This is a genomic window from Ruegeria sp. CDSC085 (genome assembly GCF_059610465.1).
The window spans coordinates 97,474-115,268 of record NZ_JBXWNR010000001.1; the positions used below are offsets into that span (position 1 = coordinate 97,474).

Below are 17,795 nucleotides of genomic sequence, written 5' to 3' on the forward strand. Positions count from 1 at the left end.
GATTACTCGAAATTGTCCTGAACGAAGCGGCTCAGCGCGCGAACGCCCCAGCCCGTGGCACCTTTGGGTGCATAAGTCGTCTCGGACGCCACCGAGGCCACACCCGCAATATCCAGGTGAATCCAGGGTGTTTCCTCTTTCACGAAACGTTGCAGAAACTGTGCCGCCGTGATCGAGCCCGCCGGACGTCCACCGATGTTCTTCATGTCGGCGATGCGCGATTTGAGCAGCTTGTCATAGCCATCGCCCAACGGCAGCCGCCACGCGCCTTCGTCCTCGGCCTTCGCCGATTTCAAAAATGCATCGCAGAAGGTGTCATTGTTCGAGAACACACCAGCATTCTCATGCCCCAGCCCGATGATCACCGCACCGGTCAGCGTTGCCAGATCGATCATACCCACAGGTTTGAACCGCTCCTGCGCGTACCACATCACGTCACACAGAACCAAACGGCCTTCGGCATCGGTGTTTATGATCTCGACCGTATCGCCCTTCATCGACTTGACCACATCGCCCGGCCGGGTGGCATTGCCCGAAGGCATGTTTTCGACCAGACCGACAAGGCCCACCACATTGGCTTTGGCTTTACTCTTGGCCAGCGCGCGCATGGTGCCCGCGACAACGCCCGCGCCGCCCATATCCATGGTCATCTCTTCCATGCCACCCGAAGGCTTGAGCGAAATGCCACCTGTATCGAAAACCACGCCCTTACCGACCAAGGCCAAGGGCGCATCGTCCTTTTCGCCGCCCTTCCAGTGCATCACAACGACTTTGGAAGGGCTGACAGAGCCTTGCCCCACGCTCAGCAATGTACGCATGCCCAGCTCTGCCAGCTCGTCCTCTTCCAGAACTTCGACCTCAAGGCCCAGCTCCTGCATCTCGACAAGACGATCGGCAAATTCCGTGGTCGTCAGAACGTTTGCAGGTTCGTTGGTCAGATCGCGCGTCATCCGCACACCGTCGGCAATCGCATATAGCGGTGCAAACTCTGCTTCGGCTTCCGTGGGTTTCGCATGGCTGATCGTGATCGAACCGCTGCCTTCGCTGTCTTTGGTTTTATGCGCGTCGAAATCATAGCTGCGCAGCGCCATGCCTAGGGCCAGGTTTTCGCTCTGCGCCTGATTGCCGACCATCACCAGCATACCCGTGCGACCCGCGGACTTGGCCAAAGCCGCTCCGGCCTTGCGTGCCTCGTCGGCTTCAGGGCGCCGCGGCAATACGACAATGTCCAACGCCTCGGCCACCATCCCTGTGGGCCAGGCCAACGAGATCACATCGCCAGTCTTGGATTTCCCGAATTTTTCACTTTCAACAAGTCGCCCTACGGCGCCTTTCGTCAGGCGATTGGCCCGGCGGGCCGCGGGGTTCATTTTTCCGTCGGACGGAATGATGATGGCCACCCGCCCCTCGGCCTCCGCCATCGCATCCAGATCAAACTCCTGAAAGCGTATCGGTATCAGACTGCTCATTGCAAACTCCTCAAATTCTGTTCCCCAAGACCTAGCCCGCGCTGCTCGACTTGACCAGATAGCAGTTTTCCCCGGGTTTCAATTGCAGTAAGGTCCCGAAAAAATAACCGGCAGGCTCGGGGGAGAAAAACGTGACACGAGAGGGCAGGCATACGCCGTCGCGCAGGAGGACATGCATGCGCGATTTCGGCCCGAATCCCGGCGCAACAGGCCTGGCGGGGGCGCGCTTGTGATCCTCGACCGCTATTTCGCGCGCCGTTTTCTACAGAGCTTTCTGGTCATCGGCGGCATTTTTCTGACCTTGATGATTCTCATCGATCTGATCGAACAGATCCGCCGATTTGACGAAGTCGACCTGTCGTTCGGCCAATTGCTGCACCTGACGCTGCTGAACACTCCTGCTGCCATCAGTGAAATGCTGCCTCTGCTGGTCATTCTGTCCACCATTGCCTTGTTCGTCGGGCTGGCACGTACGTCTGAGCTTGTTGTGACCCGCGCCACTGGTCGCTCGGGTATCCGCGCGCTGGTTGCGCCAGCGACGCTGGCGCTGATCATTGGCGCGCTGGCGGTCGCATTGTTGAACCCCATCGCTGCGGCCACATCCGAAAAATTCCAACGCCTGTCTGATTCTTATCGCAACAACGGCAGTTCAGCCCTTTCGATCAGCAGCGAAGGCCTTTGGCTGCGTCAATCGGCGGAAAACGGTCAGGCCGTTATCCACGCCCGGGGTACCTCGAATGGGGAAACACTTGGTCTCGACGACGTGACCATCATCACCTTCGCGCGAGACGGCAAACCCACCCAGCAGATCGTCGCCGACAGGGCCGTGCTGGAAGACGGAAACTGGGTCCTGTCCCAGGCCAAAATCTGGAATTTGCGGGATGGGCAGAACCCCGAAACCAATTCGGTGGAGCATGAACGGCTGGAGTTGCCAACCTCACTGACCCGGCAGCGAATTCTGGACACGCTGGGGCAACAGGATTCGGTATCTGTTTATGACTTGCCGCAATTGATCAAGGACCTGCGCGAAGCCGGGTTTTCGACCAAGCAGTATGAAGTCTGGTTGCAGGTGCAACTGGCCCGGCCCTTCTTTCTGGTCTCGATGGTCCTGATCGGGGCCGCTTTCACCATGCGCCACGTTCGGTTTGGCGGCACCGGAATTGCCGTGCTGACTGCCGTTCTGCTTGGCTTTGCCATCTACTTCGTCCGCAACTTTGCACAAATCCTTGGGGAAAACGGACAATTGCCCACCTATATCGCTGCCTGGGCGCCGCCCTTTGCAGCCATCTTGTTGTCTCTTGGCCTGCTTCTTCACGCGGAGGACGGCTGATGCGGAGTATGATTTCCCTGCTGCTGACCAGCGCAATCGCGTTAACGGTTCCTTCCGGACTGGCGGCACAAACCAACCCAACTGAGCCTGACCCGCAAGCTGCACAATCACAGGCCGAGCCCGCCCTTCTGGTTGCCGACAAGGTTTTCATAACACCTGAGCGGAAACTGGTGGCCGAAGGCAATGTCGAAGCCTTTCAGGGCGATACAAAACTGTCGGCCCAACGCATCACCTATGACCGGGAAACGGGCGAGCTGACACTGGAAGGCCCCATTCGTATTGATCAGGGTGGCCAATCGACCCTTCTGGCCGATTCCGGCCAGCTGGACAGCGGTATCCAGAACGGCCTGCTGATCGGTGCTCGGATGGTTTTCGATCAACAAACCCAGATCGCCTCGGTACAGGCGAAACGGGCCGCGGGCCGCTATACACAGTTCAGCAAGGTCACGGCCACCTCTTGCCATGTGTGCACCAACGGTAAACCTCCGCTTTGGCAGATCCGGGCCCGCAAGGTCACCCATGATCAGTTGGAACGGCAATTGTACTTCGAAGGCGCGCAGCTTCGGGTACTTGATTATCCTGTATTCTATTTCCCCTATCTGCGCTTGCCGGACCCGACTTTGGATCGCGCGACCGGCTTTCTGGTGCCGTCGATCCGCAGCACCTCGCAACTGGGAACGGGGGTCCAGGTTCCCTATTTCTTCAAGCTGGGGGACCACAAGGATCTGACCTTGACGCCGTACTTGTCGGCCAAGACCACGACGCTGGGATATCGGTATCGTCAGGCGTTCGTGAATGGGCGCATTCAGATTGAAGGTGCCTATACCCGTGATGACGTCCAGCCCGACCAGGATCGCGGCTATCTGTTCGCCGGAGGTTGGTTCAACCTGAAGAACGATTTCCGGCTGACCTTCGATCTGCAAACCACCTCGGACGACGCCTATCTGGCTGACTATGGACTGCCGGACCTGGACCGCTTGCGCAGTGAAGTCGCGCTGGAACGGATCAAACGCGATACCGCGTTCAAAACAAGCCTTATTCATTACAAAACACTGCGCGACAGCGAAAATCAGGACGAAATCCCATCACGCGTCTTCGACCTGAACTATGAAAAGCGATTCTTCCCCGGCGCACTTGGCGGCGAGGTGCGGCTGGCCTTTATCGGCCACGCCCATGAGCGCACCAGCGACGCTGATATCGTCGGCCGCGACATAGCACGGGCAACTTTTGACGCCGAATGGCTTCGAAGCTGGACGTTTGCATCGGGCCTGCGTGCCGACGCGACGCTGGGCGCATCGGTGGATACGTTCAACATCCGTCATGACAGCAACTTTCCCAGCAATGTGACCCGCTCGACCCCGCGCGCGGCGTTGACGCTTCGCTATCCGATGACCCGTCGCGAAAAAACCGGCGCTGTTCAGCTTCTGGAACCGATCGCGCAGATCGGATGGACCCATGTCTCGGACACCGATGTGCCAGATGATGAAAGCACGTTTCAGGAATTCGATCAGGGTAACCTGCTGGCCCTGTCTCGCTTCCCTGCCGAAGATCAGCGCGAAGACGGTGCCACCGGGGTCATCGGCCTGAACTGGGCACGCTATGGCGCGGGCGGACAGCAAGCCCTGGCAACAGTGGGTCAGGTGTTTCGGGCGGATGCCGACCCGAATTTCACCCTGACATCCGGGTTGCAGGGCACCACTTCCGACCTGCTGGTGGCGGGACAAATCACCACGGCCAATGGCTGGTCGCTTGGTGGGCGCGGTCTGATCGACAACGATTTCAGTTTCGTCAAAGCTGAATTACGAGGTGCCTGGGCCTCCGAATTTGCCGGCCTGTCCGGAAGCTATATCTGGCAAGAACCGGACCCGGCGGAAAACATAGCGGATGAAATCTCGGAAATCTGGCTTCTGGGCCGCTACCAGGTCGACCAGAACTGGCTTACGAATGCCGAGGCACGTTATGATCTGAACCAATCAGAACCAATCCGGCTGGGTCTTGGCGTAACCTACCAGAATGAATGTGTTCAGGTTAACATGTCCGTAAGCAGACGCTTTACTTCAACATCCACTATTGAGCCTTCGACAGAATTCGGCTTTACCCTATCGCTGACAGGATACGCCCTTGAAGGCGGTGGTAACACATACAAGAGAAAATGCAGTTGATATCAGGTTTCTCCAGGTTTCTTCGTTCCGGTTGGCACAAACCGGTCGCGCCGGCGCTGGCCGCCGTTTTCCTCGCTTTTTCAGCGCCGCAGGTCAGCGCCCAGAGTTTGTTCTCGCCAGCGATCCGCGTGAATCAGGACATCGTCACCTGGTACGAGCTGGAACAACGCCTGCAATTCCTGAATGTTCTGGGTCTGCCCGGCGGCAGTGAAGCTGACGTTAGGGAAGCCCTGATCGAAGAAAAACTGCGCAAACAGGCCATGCGCGAAGCAGGCGTCGAAGCAGCACCGGAAGCTGTTCAACTGGGTATCGACGAGTTCGCCTCGCGCGGGCAATTGTCCACCGAACAGTTCCTGCAACTTTTGGGTGAGGCGGGCGTCGACCCGGAAACTGTCCGTGATTATGTTGCGGATCAGCTGGCCTGGCGCGACTATATCAGCTCGCGCTACCTGTCACAGGCCCGCCCGACCGAAGACGAGATTGATCGCGCGCTGGGACAGACCGGTGGCGGAGGCCTTCAGGTCTTGCTGTCCGAGATCATCATCCCGGTGAACCCGCAGACCGTGGCACAGACCGAATTGCTGGCGGAAGAAATCTCGCGACTTGAGAGTATCGAAGCGTTTTCAGCCGCTGCGGCGCAATATTCCGGAGCGGCAACCCGCAACGACGGGGGACGTCTGGACTGGCTGAATATCTCCAACCTGCCTCCTGCTCTGCAGCCGGTTATTCTTGGGCTCCAGAACGGTGAGATCACCGATCCCATCAGTTTGCCAAACGCCGTTGCCTTGTTTCAGTTGCGGGGATTGCGAGAGGTTGCGACGGCTGCCCCCGCTATCTCCAAACTTGATTATGCGGCCTATTACCTGCCAGGCGGTCGCGGTTCCGAGACCCTGTCGCGGGCTGCCGCCCTGCGGGAAGAGATCGACACCTGCGATGACTTGTATGGGATCGCCAAGGATCAACCCGTCGAAGTACTGGACCGTATCGAAGCCAGCCCGTCTGAAGTACCGCGCGACATCGCCGTGGAGCTGGCAAAGCTGGATCGCAACGAGGTGTCAACAAACCTGACCCGCAACAACGGACAGACGCTGGTGTTCTTGATGCTGTGCAACCGCACCCGCGATCTGGGCGAAAACACCTCGCGGGCAGATGTAGCGAATGCACTGGCACAACAGCGGCTACAGGCCTTTGCGGCCAGCCTGGTAGAGCAGCTGCGGGCTGACGCCACCATTGTTCAGGAATGACTCGCCCGATTGCGCTCAGCTGCGGTGAACCGGCCGGGATCGGCCCTGAAATCGCAGCCAAGGCGTGGGCCGAGCTACGCCAAACCTGCCCGCTTTTCTTTATTGGCGACGCCAGCCACCTGCCCGCTGGCATACCGGTTGCGAAAATCGAAACCCCTTCAGAAGCTCTTGAAGTCTGCGATCAGGCCTTACCAGTCCTGCACCTCAACTTTCCTGCCGCAAACGTGCCTGGTCAGCCGGACCCCGCCAATGCACCATCGGTGATCGATGCCATCGAAACCGGCGTCGACCTGGTAAAAGCCGGAGCAGCAGCGGCACTGTGCACCGCACCTATTCACAAAAAGGCACTGATCGACGGTGCCGGGTTTACCTATCCCGGCCACACCGAGTTTCTGGCTGCGCTGACGGGCACCCGCCGGGTTGTCATGATGCTGGCCAGCGACCAGTTGCGGGTTGTCCCGACAACAATCCACATTCCCCTGTCACAGGTTCCTGCTGCGCTGACGCCGGACCTGCTGCGCGAGACGATCGAAATCACCGCGCGCGGCCTGCGCGACCAGTTTGGTATACCGCACCCCCGCATCGCCATAGCAGGGCTGAACCCCCATGCCGGCGAAGGCGGTAAAATGGGCAGCGAGGAGCTTGATTGGATCGCTCCAATGTTGGCGGATCTGAATCCGAAAGGTGCAACCCTGACTGGCCCGCACCCTGCGGATACGTTGTTCCATGCTGCTGCACGTGCCCACTATGACGCGGCAATCGCAATGTATCATGATCAGGCCCTGATCCCGATCAAGACCCTGGATTTCGACCGGGGCGTGAACGTCACCTTGGGGCTGCCGTTCATCCGCACGTCGCCGGACCACGGCACCGCATTGGATATCGCCGGGAAAGGCATCGCCACCCCGACCAGCATGATCGAAGCCCTGAAACTCGCCCAACGCATGGCACAAGGCTCTTGATCCTTCACCTTGCTGAAAATATCCCCGCCGGAGGCAATAAATTTCTGGCGCTGCCCCTGCGGCCTGCGTCACGGTAATCGGATCATGAGTGCAATCGACAATCTCCCCCCTCTGCGCGAGGTCATCGCCACACATCAACTCTCGGCGCGCAAATCGTTGGGTCAGAACTTCCTGCTGGACCTCAACCTGACCGCCAAAATCGCCCGTCAGGCTGGCGATCTTGCGGACTGCGATGTACTGGAAATCGGCCCCGGTCCTGGTGGCCTCACCCGAGGGCTTCTGTCCGAAGGCGCGCGCAAGGTCGTCGCGGTTGAAAAAGATACCCGCTGCATCGCCGCCCTGAACGATATCGCCGCCGCCTATCCCGGAAGACTGGATGTCATCAACGGCGACGCGCTCGAGATCAACCCGCTCGAACACCTGACCCCGCCAATCCGCATCGCGGCCAACCTTCCATACAACGTCGGTACCGAACTGCTGGTGCGCTGGCTGACGCCCCCGGAATGGCCGCCGTTCTGGCAGAGCCTGACGCTGATGTTCCAACGCGAAGTGGCCGAACGTATCGTGGCCCAACCCGGCAGCAAGGCGTATGGCCGCCTCGCCATCCTTGCCCAATGGCGGGCCGAGGCGCGCATCGCCATGTCCCTGCCCCCCGGAGCCTTCACCCCGCCGCCCAAGGTCTCAAGCGCTGTGGTTCATCTGACCGCCCTGCCCGAGCCCCGCTATCCCGCCGATGCTGCGACCTTGTCGCGTGTAGTGGCTTCTGCCTTCAACCAACGCCGCAAGATGCTGCGTGCGTCCCTGAAAGGCGTCGCCCCTGATATCGAAGACCGCCTGCTGGCGGCAGGTATCCAACCCACTGAACGCGCCGAGCAGGTTCCGCTTGAAGCGTTCTGTGCCCTGGCGCGCGAAATCAAGAAACCCTGACCACAAGAAAAAACCCCGAGGTTTGACCTCGGGGCTTTGCAATTTCTGATGCCGATTTTATTCAGCCGCTTCCGGTGCGTCGCCATCCGTTTTGGGCGCATCTTCGGTCGCTGGCGCCGGCTTGGGCTTGCGCGCCCGCGGTTTGCGAGCAGGCTTTTCCTTCTTCTCCGGTGCCGGCGCTTCGGCCCCTTTGCTTTCCGGTGTCTCGACCAAACCGCTTTCCGGAGCAGTCTCAGGCGCGGCGAAATCCATCACGTCGGGCTGCGGAGCCTCAGCAGGATCGGCCTGACGGGCCGCTTCGCGTTCCTGTCGTTCGGCGCGCTCACGATCACGCTCGGCCTGGCGTTCGCGATTCTGGCGCTCCTGCTCTTCGCGGCGCGCGTCAATCTCGCGCTGCGCCTCACTCAGCATGCGCAGATAGTGTTCCGCATGCTGCTGGAAGTTTTCCGCAGCGACGCGGTCGTTTGACAACTGAGCGTCACGCGCCAGCTGATTATATTTATCAATGATCTGCTGTGGCGTGCCACGCACTTTGCCTTCAGGACCCGAGCTGTCAAAAACCCGGTTTACGACGTTACCGCCGGAAGGACGATTGCGGTTATTCTTGGCCCGCGAGCGGGATTTGGAAGATCTCATCTTACTTTACGTCAGCCTTATCAATGCGCTGTCGCTCAACCCGCTTTTTGCACTGCTCTAAGGCGTTTGCTGTGACGGGACGTCGACTTTTTGGGCTTGGCGTCAGGGGTGCGCTGCAACAGCGTCAACCTCGCCGACTATTCCTGAGTAAACATGTCCTGACCGTCCAGACAAGAGGAATTTCGAATTTTCTCAAGCTTTTTTATTCAGGGTAGCATTTTTTTGGCCTCAAATAGCCGTTTCAACCCGGCATCTTTGCGCCGACAACCCGATCACGGCCGTCCAGATCGGGGATCACGCGGATATCCGCCAAACCCGCCGCATCAAACAAAGCAGACACCAGATTTGCCTGTGTCGGGCCAATTTCCACAAGTATTCGCCCGCCTGGCAACAGAAAATCCGGGGCCGAAGCTGCTATCTGTCGATACGCGCCCAGCCCGTCTCCTTCATCGGTCAGCGCCATGCGCGGCTCATGTTCCCGTACTTCGGGCGACAGCTCCTCCATCTCCGACATGGAAATATACGGCGGGTTGGAGACAATCAGGTCAAACTTGCCCTCAATGTTTTCAAACCAATTTGACTGCACGATCTCGATCCGCCCCTGTACCTTGTGGTGTACTGCATTGGCGCTGGCCTGAAGGCAGGCGGCTTCGCTCAGGTCGGTCCCAAGGCCTGAAGCGCTGGTGCGTTCCGCAAGCAGTGTAACCAGAATACAGCCCGACCCGACCCCCAGGTCCAAAACATGGTCAAAGGGTTCGCTCAGTGCGGCCTCGATCAGGGTTTCAGTCTCGGGGCGCGGATCCAGAACATCCGAACTGACGCGAAACCCGCGCCCATAGAACTCACGCTCGCCCAGCAGATGAGACACCGGCACCCGAACGGCGCGCAGGGAAACCAACTGGTCATAGCGTTCCGCGATTTCGGGCTGCAATTCTTCCGGGGCGATCAGCGTCACCCGGCTGGCTTCAATCCGTGCGGCATGGGCCAACAACAGGCGCGCATCCCGCGCCGGGTCATCCACGCCAGCGGCCCTTAAGCGCGCTGTGGCAGCCACCATGGCCTGCGCAGCTGTCTGCAACCCCGTCATTGCGCCATCTCGGCCAGCAACCGGGCCTGATCGTCCGCCGTCAGGGCGTCAATCACTTCGTCCAGGTCACCCTGCATCACCTGATCCAGTTTGTAGAGCGTCAGGTTGATCCGGTGATCCGTCATCCGACCCTGCGGAAAGTTATAGGTGCGAATGCGTTCCGAACGATCCCCCGACCCCACCTGGCTGGCGCGATCCGCTGAGCGTTCGCTGTCGATCCGCTGACGTTCGAGGTCATAAAGCCGCGTCTTCAGCACCTGCATGGCGATCTCGCGGTTGCGATGCTGGGACTTCTCGGAACTTGTTACCACCAAGCCCGTCGGAATATGCGTGATCCGCACCGCCGAGTCGGTGGTGTTCACGTGCTGCCCGCCTGCGCCGGAACTGCGCATCGTGTCGATACGGATGTCATTGGCGTCTATCTGGATGTCGACATCCTCGGCCTCGGGCAAAACCGCCACGGTCGCCGCCGAGGTATGAATCCGCCCGCCGCTTTCGGTTTCGGGCACGCGCTGCACACGGTGCACGCCGGACTCGTATTTCAGCCGGGCAAAGACGTTGTCGCCCTTGATATGAGCCACCACCTCTTTGATCCCGCCCAGATCAGAAGCCTGTTCTTCGATGATCTCGAACTGCCACCCGTGGGCCTCGGCATAGCGTTGATACATACGCAACAGATCGCCCGCGAACAAAGCGGCCTCGTCCCCGCCGGTACCGGGGCGAATTTCCAGCATCGCCGGCCGCGCATCCGCCGCATCCTTCGGCAGCAGCGCCAGTTGCAGCGCGTGTTCCGCCTCGGGGATGCGCGATTGAAGGTCCGGTATTTCCTCTTCGGCCAGTTCCTTCATGTCGGGGTCGGCCAGCATCGCCTTGGCCTCAGCCAGATCTGCCACCAGCAGTCGCCAGGCCATGATCTGATCGACCACGGGTTTGAGGTCGGAATATTCCTTGGCCAGCGCCGCAATATCGCCGCCCGATGCGCCATCCGCCATGGCAGCTTCGAGGTATTGGAAACGCTGGGTGATCTGTTCAAGTCGTTCTTCGGGGATCATCCCGGCGGTGTCTATCATCCGGGGGCTTTGGTCAAGGGCCACGTCGTGCTAAGCTTGCTGCCATGAAACGGATTTTGCTTGCTTTACTGCTCATATCCACGCCGGTTCTCGCCGATTACGTAGGCCCCGACGGCAAGACCCGCGATTGCTATTGCACCGATACGTCCGGGTCCCGCATCGAACTAGGTGAGATGATCTGCCTGCAAGTCGACGGCCGTATGTTCACCGCGCAATGTCAGATGTCTTTGAATGTACCGATGTGGCGCGAGGTGCAGGAGGGATGTTTGTCGTCCGGGTTGCAGAGCGCACCGAGTGATCACACAGAACCGGATGAGGCGTCCTGAACGCCGGAAAAACGGTTACATCTTCCGCAACCACCCATCAACCCGTGCCTTGTTCACCCCGAAATCCCTGCGACCGAACCGCAAACGGCCATGGATGCGCTGCGTGTCGCCGTCCTGCTGAACAGTGGTATAGTCGGGAAAACCGATCCATTTCGTGCGGGTGACATAGGTGATCATCCCCTCATCGACCGAACCTGCCAATACCGAGGTTCGCGGCGTGGCGCGGGCGATCAGGTCAAGGCGATGCAACCCGTCCGGTCCGGTTTCAACAACGCGCAGAACGCCACTTGGCAAATCCTGATCAACCTCTGCAACAGGTGCCACATGCCATCGGGCGGGATTTGACGGGGCCAGCCGAATGTAAGCCCCCAGCCCAAGCACCAGCGCGATCACCGCCCACAGAACCATTCTTTTCATCCCGCTTTACCCTCTTGCAGAAAACCTATGCGGATCAAGCGCCGAGGCAAGCCGTTCCGGGCCGGTTTACCGTGACGTCACACCCGGCAGGATGCACAGCATCTCATAGATCAGGTTAGCTGCCGTCAGGGCCGTATTGCCGGAAGGGTCATACGGAGGTGAGACCTCGACCAGGTCACACCCCACCACATTCACGCCCTGCAAACCGTGGATCAGTTGCAACGCCTGCGGCGTGGTCAGCCCTGCAATCTCTGGCGTACCCGTGCCTGGTGCAAAGGCCGGATCCAGGCTGTCGATGTCATAGGTGACATAGACCGGATGATCCCCGATGATCTTGCGGATCTGAGAGCCGATCTGAGTCAGGTTCTGCTGCCACAACTCCCAGGCCGGGAACTGGCGGAAGCCCCAATCCCTGGCCTCGGTGAAATCCGAAGCCGCGTAGCCCGATCCGCGAATGCCGATCTGAAAGGTCTTGTCGGGGACAATCAGCCCCTCTTCAAAGGCGCGGCGGAAGACGGTTCCGTGGGTCTCTTTCTCGCCGAACATCTCGTCATTCACATCCGCATGGGCATCCACATGCACCAAGGCCACGGGCCCATGCTTTGCCGCAATGGCCCGCAGGATCGGGAGGGTGATCGAATGATCGCCCCCCATCGCCACGGGGATCACATTCTTAGCCAGAATTGCATCATAGCTTTCCCTGATGATCCTCAGGCTGTCTGCCAGCGAGAAGGTGTTGATCGCCAGATCCCCGATGTCAGCGATATGCAAGCTGTCGAACGGAGCCGCCGAGGTAGCCATGTTGTAGGGCCTTATCATCGCGCTTTCGCTGCGGATCTGTTTGGGTCCGAACCGGGTGCCCGATCGCCACGAGGTGCCGATATCCATCGGAATTCCCAGAACCGCCACATCCAGCCCCGCCAGCGAGGCTGCCTGGGGCAGGCGCATAAACGTATTCGGCCCCGAAAATCGCGCCAGATCATTGCCGCTGACCGGTTGATTGAATTCAGTCATGCGCGTTTTCCCATCCCTTCAACTCACGTTACCCAGCACATACCGGAAGTATGGCTAACCAATGGTTAACACCTGTCCAAAAGGGTTTGTTCCTTGGTCTTTACCAGCTTGTTCCACCCCAACAGGCAGACTATCTGCGTTGCCACATGAGCACCCGCAATCGCGGTCGCGCCCGAGGTGTCATAGGGCGGAGAAACCTCGACCACATCGCCACCCTTGATGTTGATCCCGGCGATGTCGCGCAGGATGATCTGTGCTTGAATCGAGCTGAGCCCGCCCCAGACCGGCGTCCCCGTACCCGGTGCAAAGGCCGGGTCCAGCCCGTCGATATCAAAGCTGAGGTAAACGGGGCTGTCGCCCAGAATACCCTTGATCTTCTGCGCTACGGCGGCAGGGCCGGATTCATAAACCTCGCGCGCATCGATAATGTTGACGCCCAGCGTGTCCTCGTTTGTGGTGCGGATGCCCACCTGGACCGAGCGTTTCGGGTCCACGATCCCCGACTTCACCGCCTTGTAGAACATGGTGCCATGGTCCACCCGGCTCATGTCGTCATCGGCCCAGGTATCGGTATGCGCATCGAACTGCAACAGCGACATCGGCCCGTATTTCTCGGCATAGGCCTTGAGGATCGGAAAGCTGATATAGTGATCGCCTCCCAACGTAACCGAGGCCACATCCGCCGCCAGAATGGTGCGGATATGGTCGGTCAGCGTGTCGGGAAAGGCGGGGATGTTGGCATAGTCATAGGCCATGTCGCCGTAATCGATGATCGCCAGCTCGCTGAGCGCATCGAACGGCCAGCCATAGGGCGCATCGGGCGACTGCAGCGCGCTGGCCTCGCGGATCGCGCGTGGGCCAAGGCGGGTGCCCGGGCGGTTGGTCACCGCCTGATCGAACGGCACGCCGGTCACGGCGATGTCCGCGCCGGTCAGATCCTTGGTATACAGCCGCCGCAGAAACGAGGTCGCCCCGCCAAAGGTGTTTTCGTAAGACAGCCCTTTGAGGTCCGGGTTGGTGAATGCCTCATCCACCTGATTTTTTGCGTCTTCCAGTGCCATTTCATTACCTCATCAGCCCAAGGGCTGCGCTTTTTCCGCGATCCGCGCGAAGAACGAAGCACCTACCGGCGCGATATCATCGTTAAAGTTGTATTTCGGGTGATGCAGCCCGGCACCATCACCCTGACCCAGGAACAGATAGGCCCCTGGTCGCGACTGCAGCATGTACGAAAAATCCTCGGCCCCCATTTCGCGCCCCATTGTGTCGACCACCCGCTCAGGCCCCGACACTTCGCGCGCGACGTCTGCGGCAAAGGCTGCCTTTTCAGCATCGTTGATCGTGGCCGGGTATCCCTCCTGATACTCCAGCCGTGCCTCGACACCGTATGAAGCCGCCTGCCCCTGCACGATTTGCTTCATCCGCTCCATCACCATCTTCTGTACAGATGGATCAAAGGTCCGCACGGTTCCGTTCAAATAGGCAGTATCAGGGATCACGTTGTTAACCGTTCCTGCATGGATCTGAGTGACCGAAACTACCAGATCTTCCACCGCATGGTGATTGCGGCTGACAATGGTCTGGATCGCTTGTGCAATGCCGCAGGCCGCCATGACCGGGTCGCAGGTCTGATGCGGCATGGCGCCATGGCCGCCGACGCCTTGGATATGAATCTCGAACGTATCCACCGCCGCCATGATCGGCCCCGGCGTGGTATAGAAGGCACCTTCCGGGTTCCCCGGGTCATTGTGGATTCCATAGACCTGAGAAATGTCAAACCGTTCCATGATGCCTTCTTCGACCATCACGCCAGCGCCACCGCCTTCTTCCTCGGCAGGCTGAAAGATCAACGCGACACGGCCACTGAAATTGCGTGTCTCGGCCAGATACCGCGCCGCGCCCAATAGCATTGTGGTATGCCCGTCATGTCCGCAGGCGTGCATCTTGCCGGGGTTCTTTGATGCATATTCGACGCCTGTTTCTTCGGTAATCGGCAACGCATCCATGTCGGCGCGCAGACCGATCGTCGGCCCATCACCCTGCCCGTTGATGATCGCGACCATCCCGGTCTTTGCGATCCCTTCATGCAATTCATCGACCCCGAACTCACGTAGACGCTCGGCCACAAACGCGGCAGTCTCAAAGCACTCGAATTCCAATTCGGGTATCGTATGCAGATATTGGCGCCATCTGGTCATATCGGCAGTGAAATCGGCAATTCGGTTGACGACGGGCATCTGGGGTGGACTCCTGATCGGGACTGCGGGATGGATGCATCTGACACCGGAATGAAAGGGTTCGCAATGGCCGAAAATCCTCTGATCCATGACAGTGACGCCGGTATCGAGCGTCTGCTGGAAATCATGCGCCGATTGCGTGATCCCCAAACCGGCTGCCCCTGGGATATCGAACAGGATTTCGCCACCATCGCGCCCTATACGATCGAAGAGGCCTATGAGGTCGCCGACGCTATCGAGCGCGAGGCTTGGGACGAGTTGAAGGGAGAGCTGGGCGACCTGCTGTTCCAGTCGGTCTTTCACGCACAAATGGCTGAAGAGGCTGGGCATTTCACCTTTCAGGACGTGGTGTGCACCATGTCGGACAAGATGGTCAACCGCCACCCGCATGTCTTTGGCGACGAATCCCGCGACAAGACCGCCGATCAGCAAACCTTGGATTGGGAAACGATCAAGGCGGCTGAACGTTCTGGCAAAGAACAGAAAGGTGCGCTGGACGGTGTAGCCGCCAACCTGCCTGCCCTGCTGCGTGCCCATAAGCTGCAAAAACGTGCCGCGCGCGTGGGGTTCGACTGGCCCGATGCAAGCCATGTGCTGGCCAAGATCACCGAAGAAGCCGCCGAACTGGAAGAAGCGCGTGACAAGATGGATGCCGACGCGCTTGAGGATGAATTCGGTGATCTGCTCTTTGTCATGGTCAATCTGGGTCGCCATCTGGGCATCGAACCCGAAGCCGCCCTGCGTCGCACCAATGCCAAGTTCACCCGTCGCTTTGAAAAAGTCGAGGCCCGGCTGGCCAAACGGGGCAAGACCCCATCGCAAAGCGATCTGGCCGAGATGGACGCGCTCTGGGACGAGGTCAAAATCGAAGAGCATCGTGCCAACGGCAAACTCCCGCCGGTGGACGCCATGGCAGCCCCCAGAAACGGGTAGACAAGCCAACCGACACTTGCGAGTGTCCCACCTTCACGACCCCCGGAGACGCCTATGCCCCCTCGCAAGATCATCATCGACACCGATCCCGGACAGGATGATGCCGTCGCCATCCTGCTGGCGCTGGCCAGCCCGGAAGAGATCGAGATTCTGGGCATTACAGCAGTTGCGGGCAACGTGCCCTTGGACCTGACAGCCAAGAACGCTCGAATCGTGTGCGAACTGGCGGGCCGGACCGATGTGCCGGTCTATGCGGGCTGCGACAGACCGTTGAACCGCCCCCTGGTCACGGCCGAGCATGTGCATGGCAAGACAGGACTGGATGGCCCGGACCTGCCTGATCCGCAGATGCCTTTGGCCGAGGGTCACGCGGTGGACTTCATCATCGACACTCTGCGTGCACATGAGCCGGGCACCGTGACCCTTTGCCCGCTGGGGCCACTGACGAATATCGCGACCGCATTCAGCAAAGCCCCTGATATTGTTGATCGGGTGCAGGAAATCGTTCTGATGGGCGGGGCGTATTTCGAGGTTGGGAACATCACTCCAACAGCGGAGTTCAACATCCATGTCGACCCGGAAGCCGCTGATATCGTTTTTAAATCCGGAAGGCCGATTGTGGTTATGTCACTGGATGTCACGCATAAGGCGCTGGTCACCAGACCCCGCAACGATGCATTCCGTACTCTGGGAAACAAAGTCGGACTCGCCGTGGCAGAGATGACTGATTTCTTTGAGAGGTTCGACAAGGAAAAATACGGCAGTCAGGGCGCACCCCTGCATGACCCCTGCGTGACCGCCTATCTGATCCGACCCGAGCTGTTTTCGGGTCGTCATGTGAATGTCGAGATTGAAACCCAGTCCGAACTGACCATGGGCATGACCGTCGCAGATTGGTGGGGCGTGACCGACCGCGCCCCTAATGCACTGTTCATGGGGGAGATCGACGCTGACGGCTTCTTTGACCTGCTGACAGAAAGGCTGGCCAGATTATGAGCGCCGCCCTGCGCCTTGCGCGCCCCGAAGACCTGGACCGCCTGATGGCGCTGGTCACCGCCTTTCATACCGAGGCCGGTCTGGCGCAAGACCCGGACCAGATCCGAAACGCTCTTGCACCCCTGCTCGAGGGTATTCCCCATGGTTGTGTCTATCTGATCGGCCCAGGACGCGCGCCGTTGGGCTACATCATCCTGTCGTTCGGCTGGTCCGTCGAATTCGGCGGCATGGACGGTTTCGTTGACGAAATCTATATCCGACCCGCTGTTCGCGGTCGCGGTATTGCGACCGAAGTTTTGTTGGCCTTGCCAAAAGCATTATCCGAAGCGGGGCTGACAGCCCTTCACCTGGAAGTCGATCGAAACAACGAAGCCGCTCAGAATATCTATCTGCGTACCGGGTTCAAACCACGCGACAGATATATGCTGATGAGCAAGTTGCTTTAACGAGACTCGCCACGGAAGATATTGGCCGGGTTCATGTCCTGTACCGGGTCACTCGCCGAGACCGGGTCTCCGGTTATTGGGTAGGTTCCCGGACCCGCGCAGGCGGAAAGAACTGTGATGGACGCTGCTGCGGTTACCAGAAGGAATTTGGATACAGACATCGTAGTCTCCTTGCTGTGATGCAGTCAGGTTAGATCACGTGGCTGTGATTTACTTAGTAACAAGTTCACACATAATGTGATTTTTGCATTCTTTTCAGAAGCAAAAAGGCTAATCCAATACGCCTGCAAAACAGAGACCACTGAAATGATTGCGTAATCCGGATCTCGCCTCTCTTGCGAAAAGTGCGAAGATTTTTCAAAAGTTTTCAACTTCAAATGCGAGCAGGCACCGCAATCGTAAACCCAGAGAAAGACCGAACCAGAAAGGTTCAACCAAAGGTGGATATCACCTGAAGCAGTGTTTCCTGCCGCACCATTCACCGTGATCGTCCGGAAGACCCCGGTTCAGGGCCCATGAAACGCTTGGATCCAAGAGTT

General features: G+C 59.1%; 18 protein-coding genes. 9 read left to right on the forward strand and 9 right to left on the reverse strand.

The genetic code is table 11. The features are described from left to right. Window positions 1-2: 2 nt before the first annotated feature. On the reverse strand, window positions 3-1,469 hold the full coding sequence (locus tag AC2FJB_RS00485; protein ID WP_496719281.1) for a leucyl aminopeptidase: 1,467 nt from the start codon (window positions 1,467-1,469) through the stop codon (window positions 3-5). 229 nt (window positions 1,470-1,698) lie between these two features. Between AC2FJB_RS00485 and lptG the strand changes: the two genes are divergently transcribed. The 5 genes from lptG to rsmA all read left to right on the forward strand — a co-directional run bounded on the left by lptG (window position 1,699) and on the right by rsmA (window position 8,094). Further along, window positions 1,699-2,799, forward strand: coding sequence for an LPS export ABC transporter permease LptG (lptG, locus tag AC2FJB_RS00490; RefSeq protein ID WP_117872719.1), 1,101 nt, complete (start codon window positions 1,699-1,701; stop codon window positions 2,797-2,799). Next, window positions 2,799-4,961 carry an LPS-assembly protein LptD gene (locus tag AC2FJB_RS00495; protein WP_496719280.1) on the forward strand — a complete coding sequence of 721 codons (2,163 nt, stop codon included), beginning with the start codon at window positions 2,799-2,801 and terminating at the stop codon, window positions 4,959-4,961. Before lptG ends, AC2FJB_RS00495 begins: the two co-directional genes overlap by 1 nt. Then, window positions 4,952-6,205, forward strand: a complete 1,254-nt coding sequence (locus tag AC2FJB_RS00500; protein WP_496671102.1) for a peptidylprolyl isomerase — start codon at window positions 4,952-4,954, stop codon at window positions 6,203-6,205. Before AC2FJB_RS00495 ends, AC2FJB_RS00500 begins: the two co-directional genes overlap by 10 nt. Next, entirely contained in the window at window positions 6,202-7,167 is a 966-nt protein-coding gene (gene pdxA, locus AC2FJB_RS00505; RefSeq protein ID WP_496719279.1) for a 4-hydroxythreonine-4-phosphate dehydrogenase PdxA, read from the forward strand. Before AC2FJB_RS00500 ends, pdxA begins: the two co-directional genes overlap by 4 nt. 84 nt (window positions 7,168-7,251) lie before the next feature. Further along, on the forward strand, window positions 7,252-8,094 hold the full coding sequence (gene rsmA, locus AC2FJB_RS00510) for a 16S rRNA (adenine(1518)-N(6)/adenine(1519)-N(6))-dimethyltransferase RsmA (protein ID WP_117868729.1): 843 nt from the start codon (window positions 7,252-7,254) through the stop codon (window positions 8,092-8,094). A 57-nt stretch (window positions 8,095-8,151) separates the two neighbouring features. On the opposite strand, the gene AC2FJB_RS00515 is transcribed toward rsmA, so the two are convergent. The 3 genes from AC2FJB_RS00515 to prfA all read right to left on the reverse strand — a co-directional run bounded on the left by AC2FJB_RS00515 (window position 8,152) and on the right by prfA (window position 10,869). Continuing rightward, window positions 8,152-8,730, reverse strand: coding sequence for a DUF4167 domain-containing protein (locus tag AC2FJB_RS00515; protein ID WP_117868728.1), 579 nt, complete (start codon window positions 8,728-8,730; stop codon window positions 8,152-8,154). 241 nt (window positions 8,731-8,971) lie between these two features. Further along, window positions 8,972-9,817 carry a peptide chain release factor N(5)-glutamine methyltransferase gene (gene prmC / locus AC2FJB_RS00520; RefSeq protein WP_496719278.1) on the reverse strand — a complete coding sequence of 282 codons (846 nt, stop codon included), beginning with the start codon at window positions 9,815-9,817 and terminating at the stop codon, window positions 8,972-8,974. After that, window positions 9,814-10,869, reverse strand: coding sequence for a peptide chain release factor 1 (prfA, locus tag AC2FJB_RS00525; RefSeq protein WP_496719332.1), 1,056 nt, complete (start codon window positions 10,867-10,869; stop codon window positions 9,814-9,816). The genes prmC and prfA overlap by 4 nt, the downstream gene beginning before the upstream one ends. Window positions 10,870-10,931: 62 nt before the next feature. Between prfA and AC2FJB_RS00530 the strand changes: the two genes are divergently transcribed. After that, window positions 10,932-11,213 carry a hypothetical protein gene (locus AC2FJB_RS00530; protein WP_496719277.1) on the forward strand — a complete coding sequence of 94 codons (282 nt, stop codon included), beginning with the start codon at window positions 10,932-10,934 and terminating at the stop codon, window positions 11,211-11,213. A gap of 15 nt (window positions 11,214-11,228) precedes the next feature. On the opposite strand, the gene AC2FJB_RS00535 is transcribed toward AC2FJB_RS00530, so the two are convergent. From AC2FJB_RS00535 to AC2FJB_RS00550, 4 genes are all read right to left on the reverse strand, one after another. Beyond that, window positions 11,229-11,630, reverse strand: a complete 402-nt coding sequence (locus AC2FJB_RS00535; protein WP_496719276.1) for a DUF1499 domain-containing protein — start codon at window positions 11,628-11,630, stop codon at window positions 11,229-11,231. Window positions 11,631-11,696: 66 nt separating this feature from the next. After that, window positions 11,697-12,644: an agmatinase gene (speB, locus tag AC2FJB_RS00540; protein ID WP_496719275.1), complete on the reverse strand. Its 948-nt coding sequence runs from the start codon at window positions 12,642-12,644 to the stop codon at window positions 11,697-11,699. Window positions 12,645-12,709: 65 nt separating this feature from the next. Further along, entirely contained in the window at window positions 12,710-13,705 is a 996-nt protein-coding gene (gene speB, locus AC2FJB_RS00545) for an agmatinase (RefSeq protein WP_496671119.1), read from the reverse strand. 12 nt (window positions 13,706-13,717) lie between these two features. Further along, window positions 13,718-14,881: a M20 aminoacylase family protein gene (locus tag AC2FJB_RS00550; RefSeq protein ID WP_496719274.1), complete on the reverse strand. Its 1,164-nt coding sequence runs from the start codon at window positions 14,879-14,881 to the stop codon at window positions 13,718-13,720. A 66-nt stretch (window positions 14,882-14,947) separates the two neighbouring features. Here AC2FJB_RS00550 and mazG point away from each other — a divergent pair, with 66 nt between their 5' ends. From mazG to AC2FJB_RS00565, 3 genes are read left to right on the forward strand one after another with little or no spacing between them, the layout of a single operon-like run. After that, the gene (gene mazG, locus AC2FJB_RS00555; RefSeq protein ID WP_496671630.1) at window positions 14,948-15,814 is read left to right on the forward strand and encodes a nucleoside triphosphate pyrophosphohydrolase; all 867 of its coding nucleotides are present in this window, start codon (window positions 14,948-14,950) and stop codon (window positions 15,812-15,814) included. A gap of 54 nt (window positions 15,815-15,868) precedes the next feature. Then, window positions 15,869-16,810 carry a nucleoside hydrolase gene (locus AC2FJB_RS00560; protein WP_496719273.1) on the forward strand — a complete coding sequence of 314 codons (942 nt, stop codon included), beginning with the start codon at window positions 15,869-15,871 and terminating at the stop codon, window positions 16,808-16,810. Next, window positions 16,807-17,256: a GNAT family N-acetyltransferase gene (locus tag AC2FJB_RS00565; protein ID WP_117868720.1), complete on the forward strand. Its 450-nt coding sequence runs from the start codon at window positions 16,807-16,809 to the stop codon at window positions 17,254-17,256. The genes AC2FJB_RS00560 and AC2FJB_RS00565 overlap by 4 nt, the downstream gene beginning before the upstream one ends. On the opposite strand, the gene AC2FJB_RS00570 is transcribed toward AC2FJB_RS00565, so the two are convergent. Further along, window positions 17,253-17,417 carry a hypothetical protein gene (locus tag AC2FJB_RS00570; protein ID WP_162896760.1) on the reverse strand — a complete coding sequence of 55 codons (165 nt, stop codon included), beginning with the start codon at window positions 17,415-17,417 and terminating at the stop codon, window positions 17,253-17,255. The two genes, AC2FJB_RS00565 and AC2FJB_RS00570, sit on opposite strands and share 4 nt — an antisense overlap. Between the last annotated feature and the right edge of the window lie 378 nt (window positions 17,418-17,795).

Excerpts from the sequence above, each read along its gene's own strand:
- AC2FJB_RS00530 (WP_496719277.1), top strand. The coding sequence starts at position 10,932 with ATGAAACGGATTTTGCTTGCTTTACTGCTCATATCCACGCCGGTTCTC.
- mazG (WP_496671630.1), top strand. The coding sequence starts at position 14,948 with ATGGCCGAAAATCCTCTGATCCATGACAGTGACGCCGGTATCGAGCGT.
- AC2FJB_RS00500 (WP_496671102.1), top strand. The coding sequence starts at position 4,952 with ATGCAGTTGATATCAGGTTTCTCCAGGTTTCTTCGTTCCGGTTGGCAC.
- rsmA (WP_117868729.1), top strand. The coding sequence starts at position 7,252 with ATGAGTGCAATCGACAATCTCCCCCCTCTGCGCGAGGTCATCGCCACA.
- speB (WP_496671119.1), bottom strand. The coding sequence starts at position 13,705 with ATGGCACTGGAAGACGCAAAAAATCAGGTGGATGAGGCATTCACCAAC.
- prfA (WP_496719332.1), bottom strand. The coding sequence starts at position 10,869 with ATGATCCCCGAAGAACGACTTGAACAGATCACCCAGCGTTTCCAATAC.
- AC2FJB_RS00570 (WP_162896760.1), bottom strand. The coding sequence starts at position 17,417 with ATGTCTGTATCCAAATTCCTTCTGGTAACCGCAGCAGCGTCCATCACA.
- speB (WP_496719275.1), bottom strand. The coding sequence starts at position 12,644 with ATGACTGAATTCAATCAACCGGTCAGCGGCAATGATCTGGCGCGATTT.
- AC2FJB_RS00535 (WP_496719276.1), bottom strand. The coding sequence starts at position 11,630 with ATGAAAAGAATGGTTCTGTGGGCGGTGATCGCGCTGGTGCTTGGGCTG.
- pdxA (WP_496719279.1), top strand. The coding sequence starts at position 6,202 with ATGACTCGCCCGATTGCGCTCAGCTGCGGTGAACCGGCCGGGATCGGC.
- AC2FJB_RS00495 (WP_496719280.1), top strand. The coding sequence starts at position 2,799 with ATGCGGAGTATGATTTCCCTGCTGCTGACCAGCGCAATCGCGTTAACG.
- AC2FJB_RS00560 (WP_496719273.1), top strand. The coding sequence starts at position 15,869 with ATGCCCCCTCGCAAGATCATCATCGACACCGATCCCGGACAGGATGAT.
- AC2FJB_RS00565 (WP_117868720.1), top strand. The coding sequence starts at position 16,807 with ATGAGCGCCGCCCTGCGCCTTGCGCGCCCCGAAGACCTGGACCGCCTG.
- AC2FJB_RS00550 (WP_496719274.1), bottom strand. The coding sequence starts at position 14,881 with ATGCCCGTCGTCAACCGAATTGCCGATTTCACTGCCGATATGACCAGA.
- AC2FJB_RS00485 (WP_496719281.1), bottom strand. The coding sequence starts at position 1,469 with ATGAGCAGTCTGATACCGATACGCTTTCAGGAGTTTGATCTGGATGCG.
- AC2FJB_RS00515 (WP_117868728.1), bottom strand. The coding sequence starts at position 8,730 with ATGAGATCTTCCAAATCCCGCTCGCGGGCCAAGAATAACCGCAATCGT.
- prmC (WP_496719278.1), bottom strand. The coding sequence starts at position 9,817 with ATGACGGGGTTGCAGACAGCTGCGCAGGCCATGGTGGCTGCCACAGCG.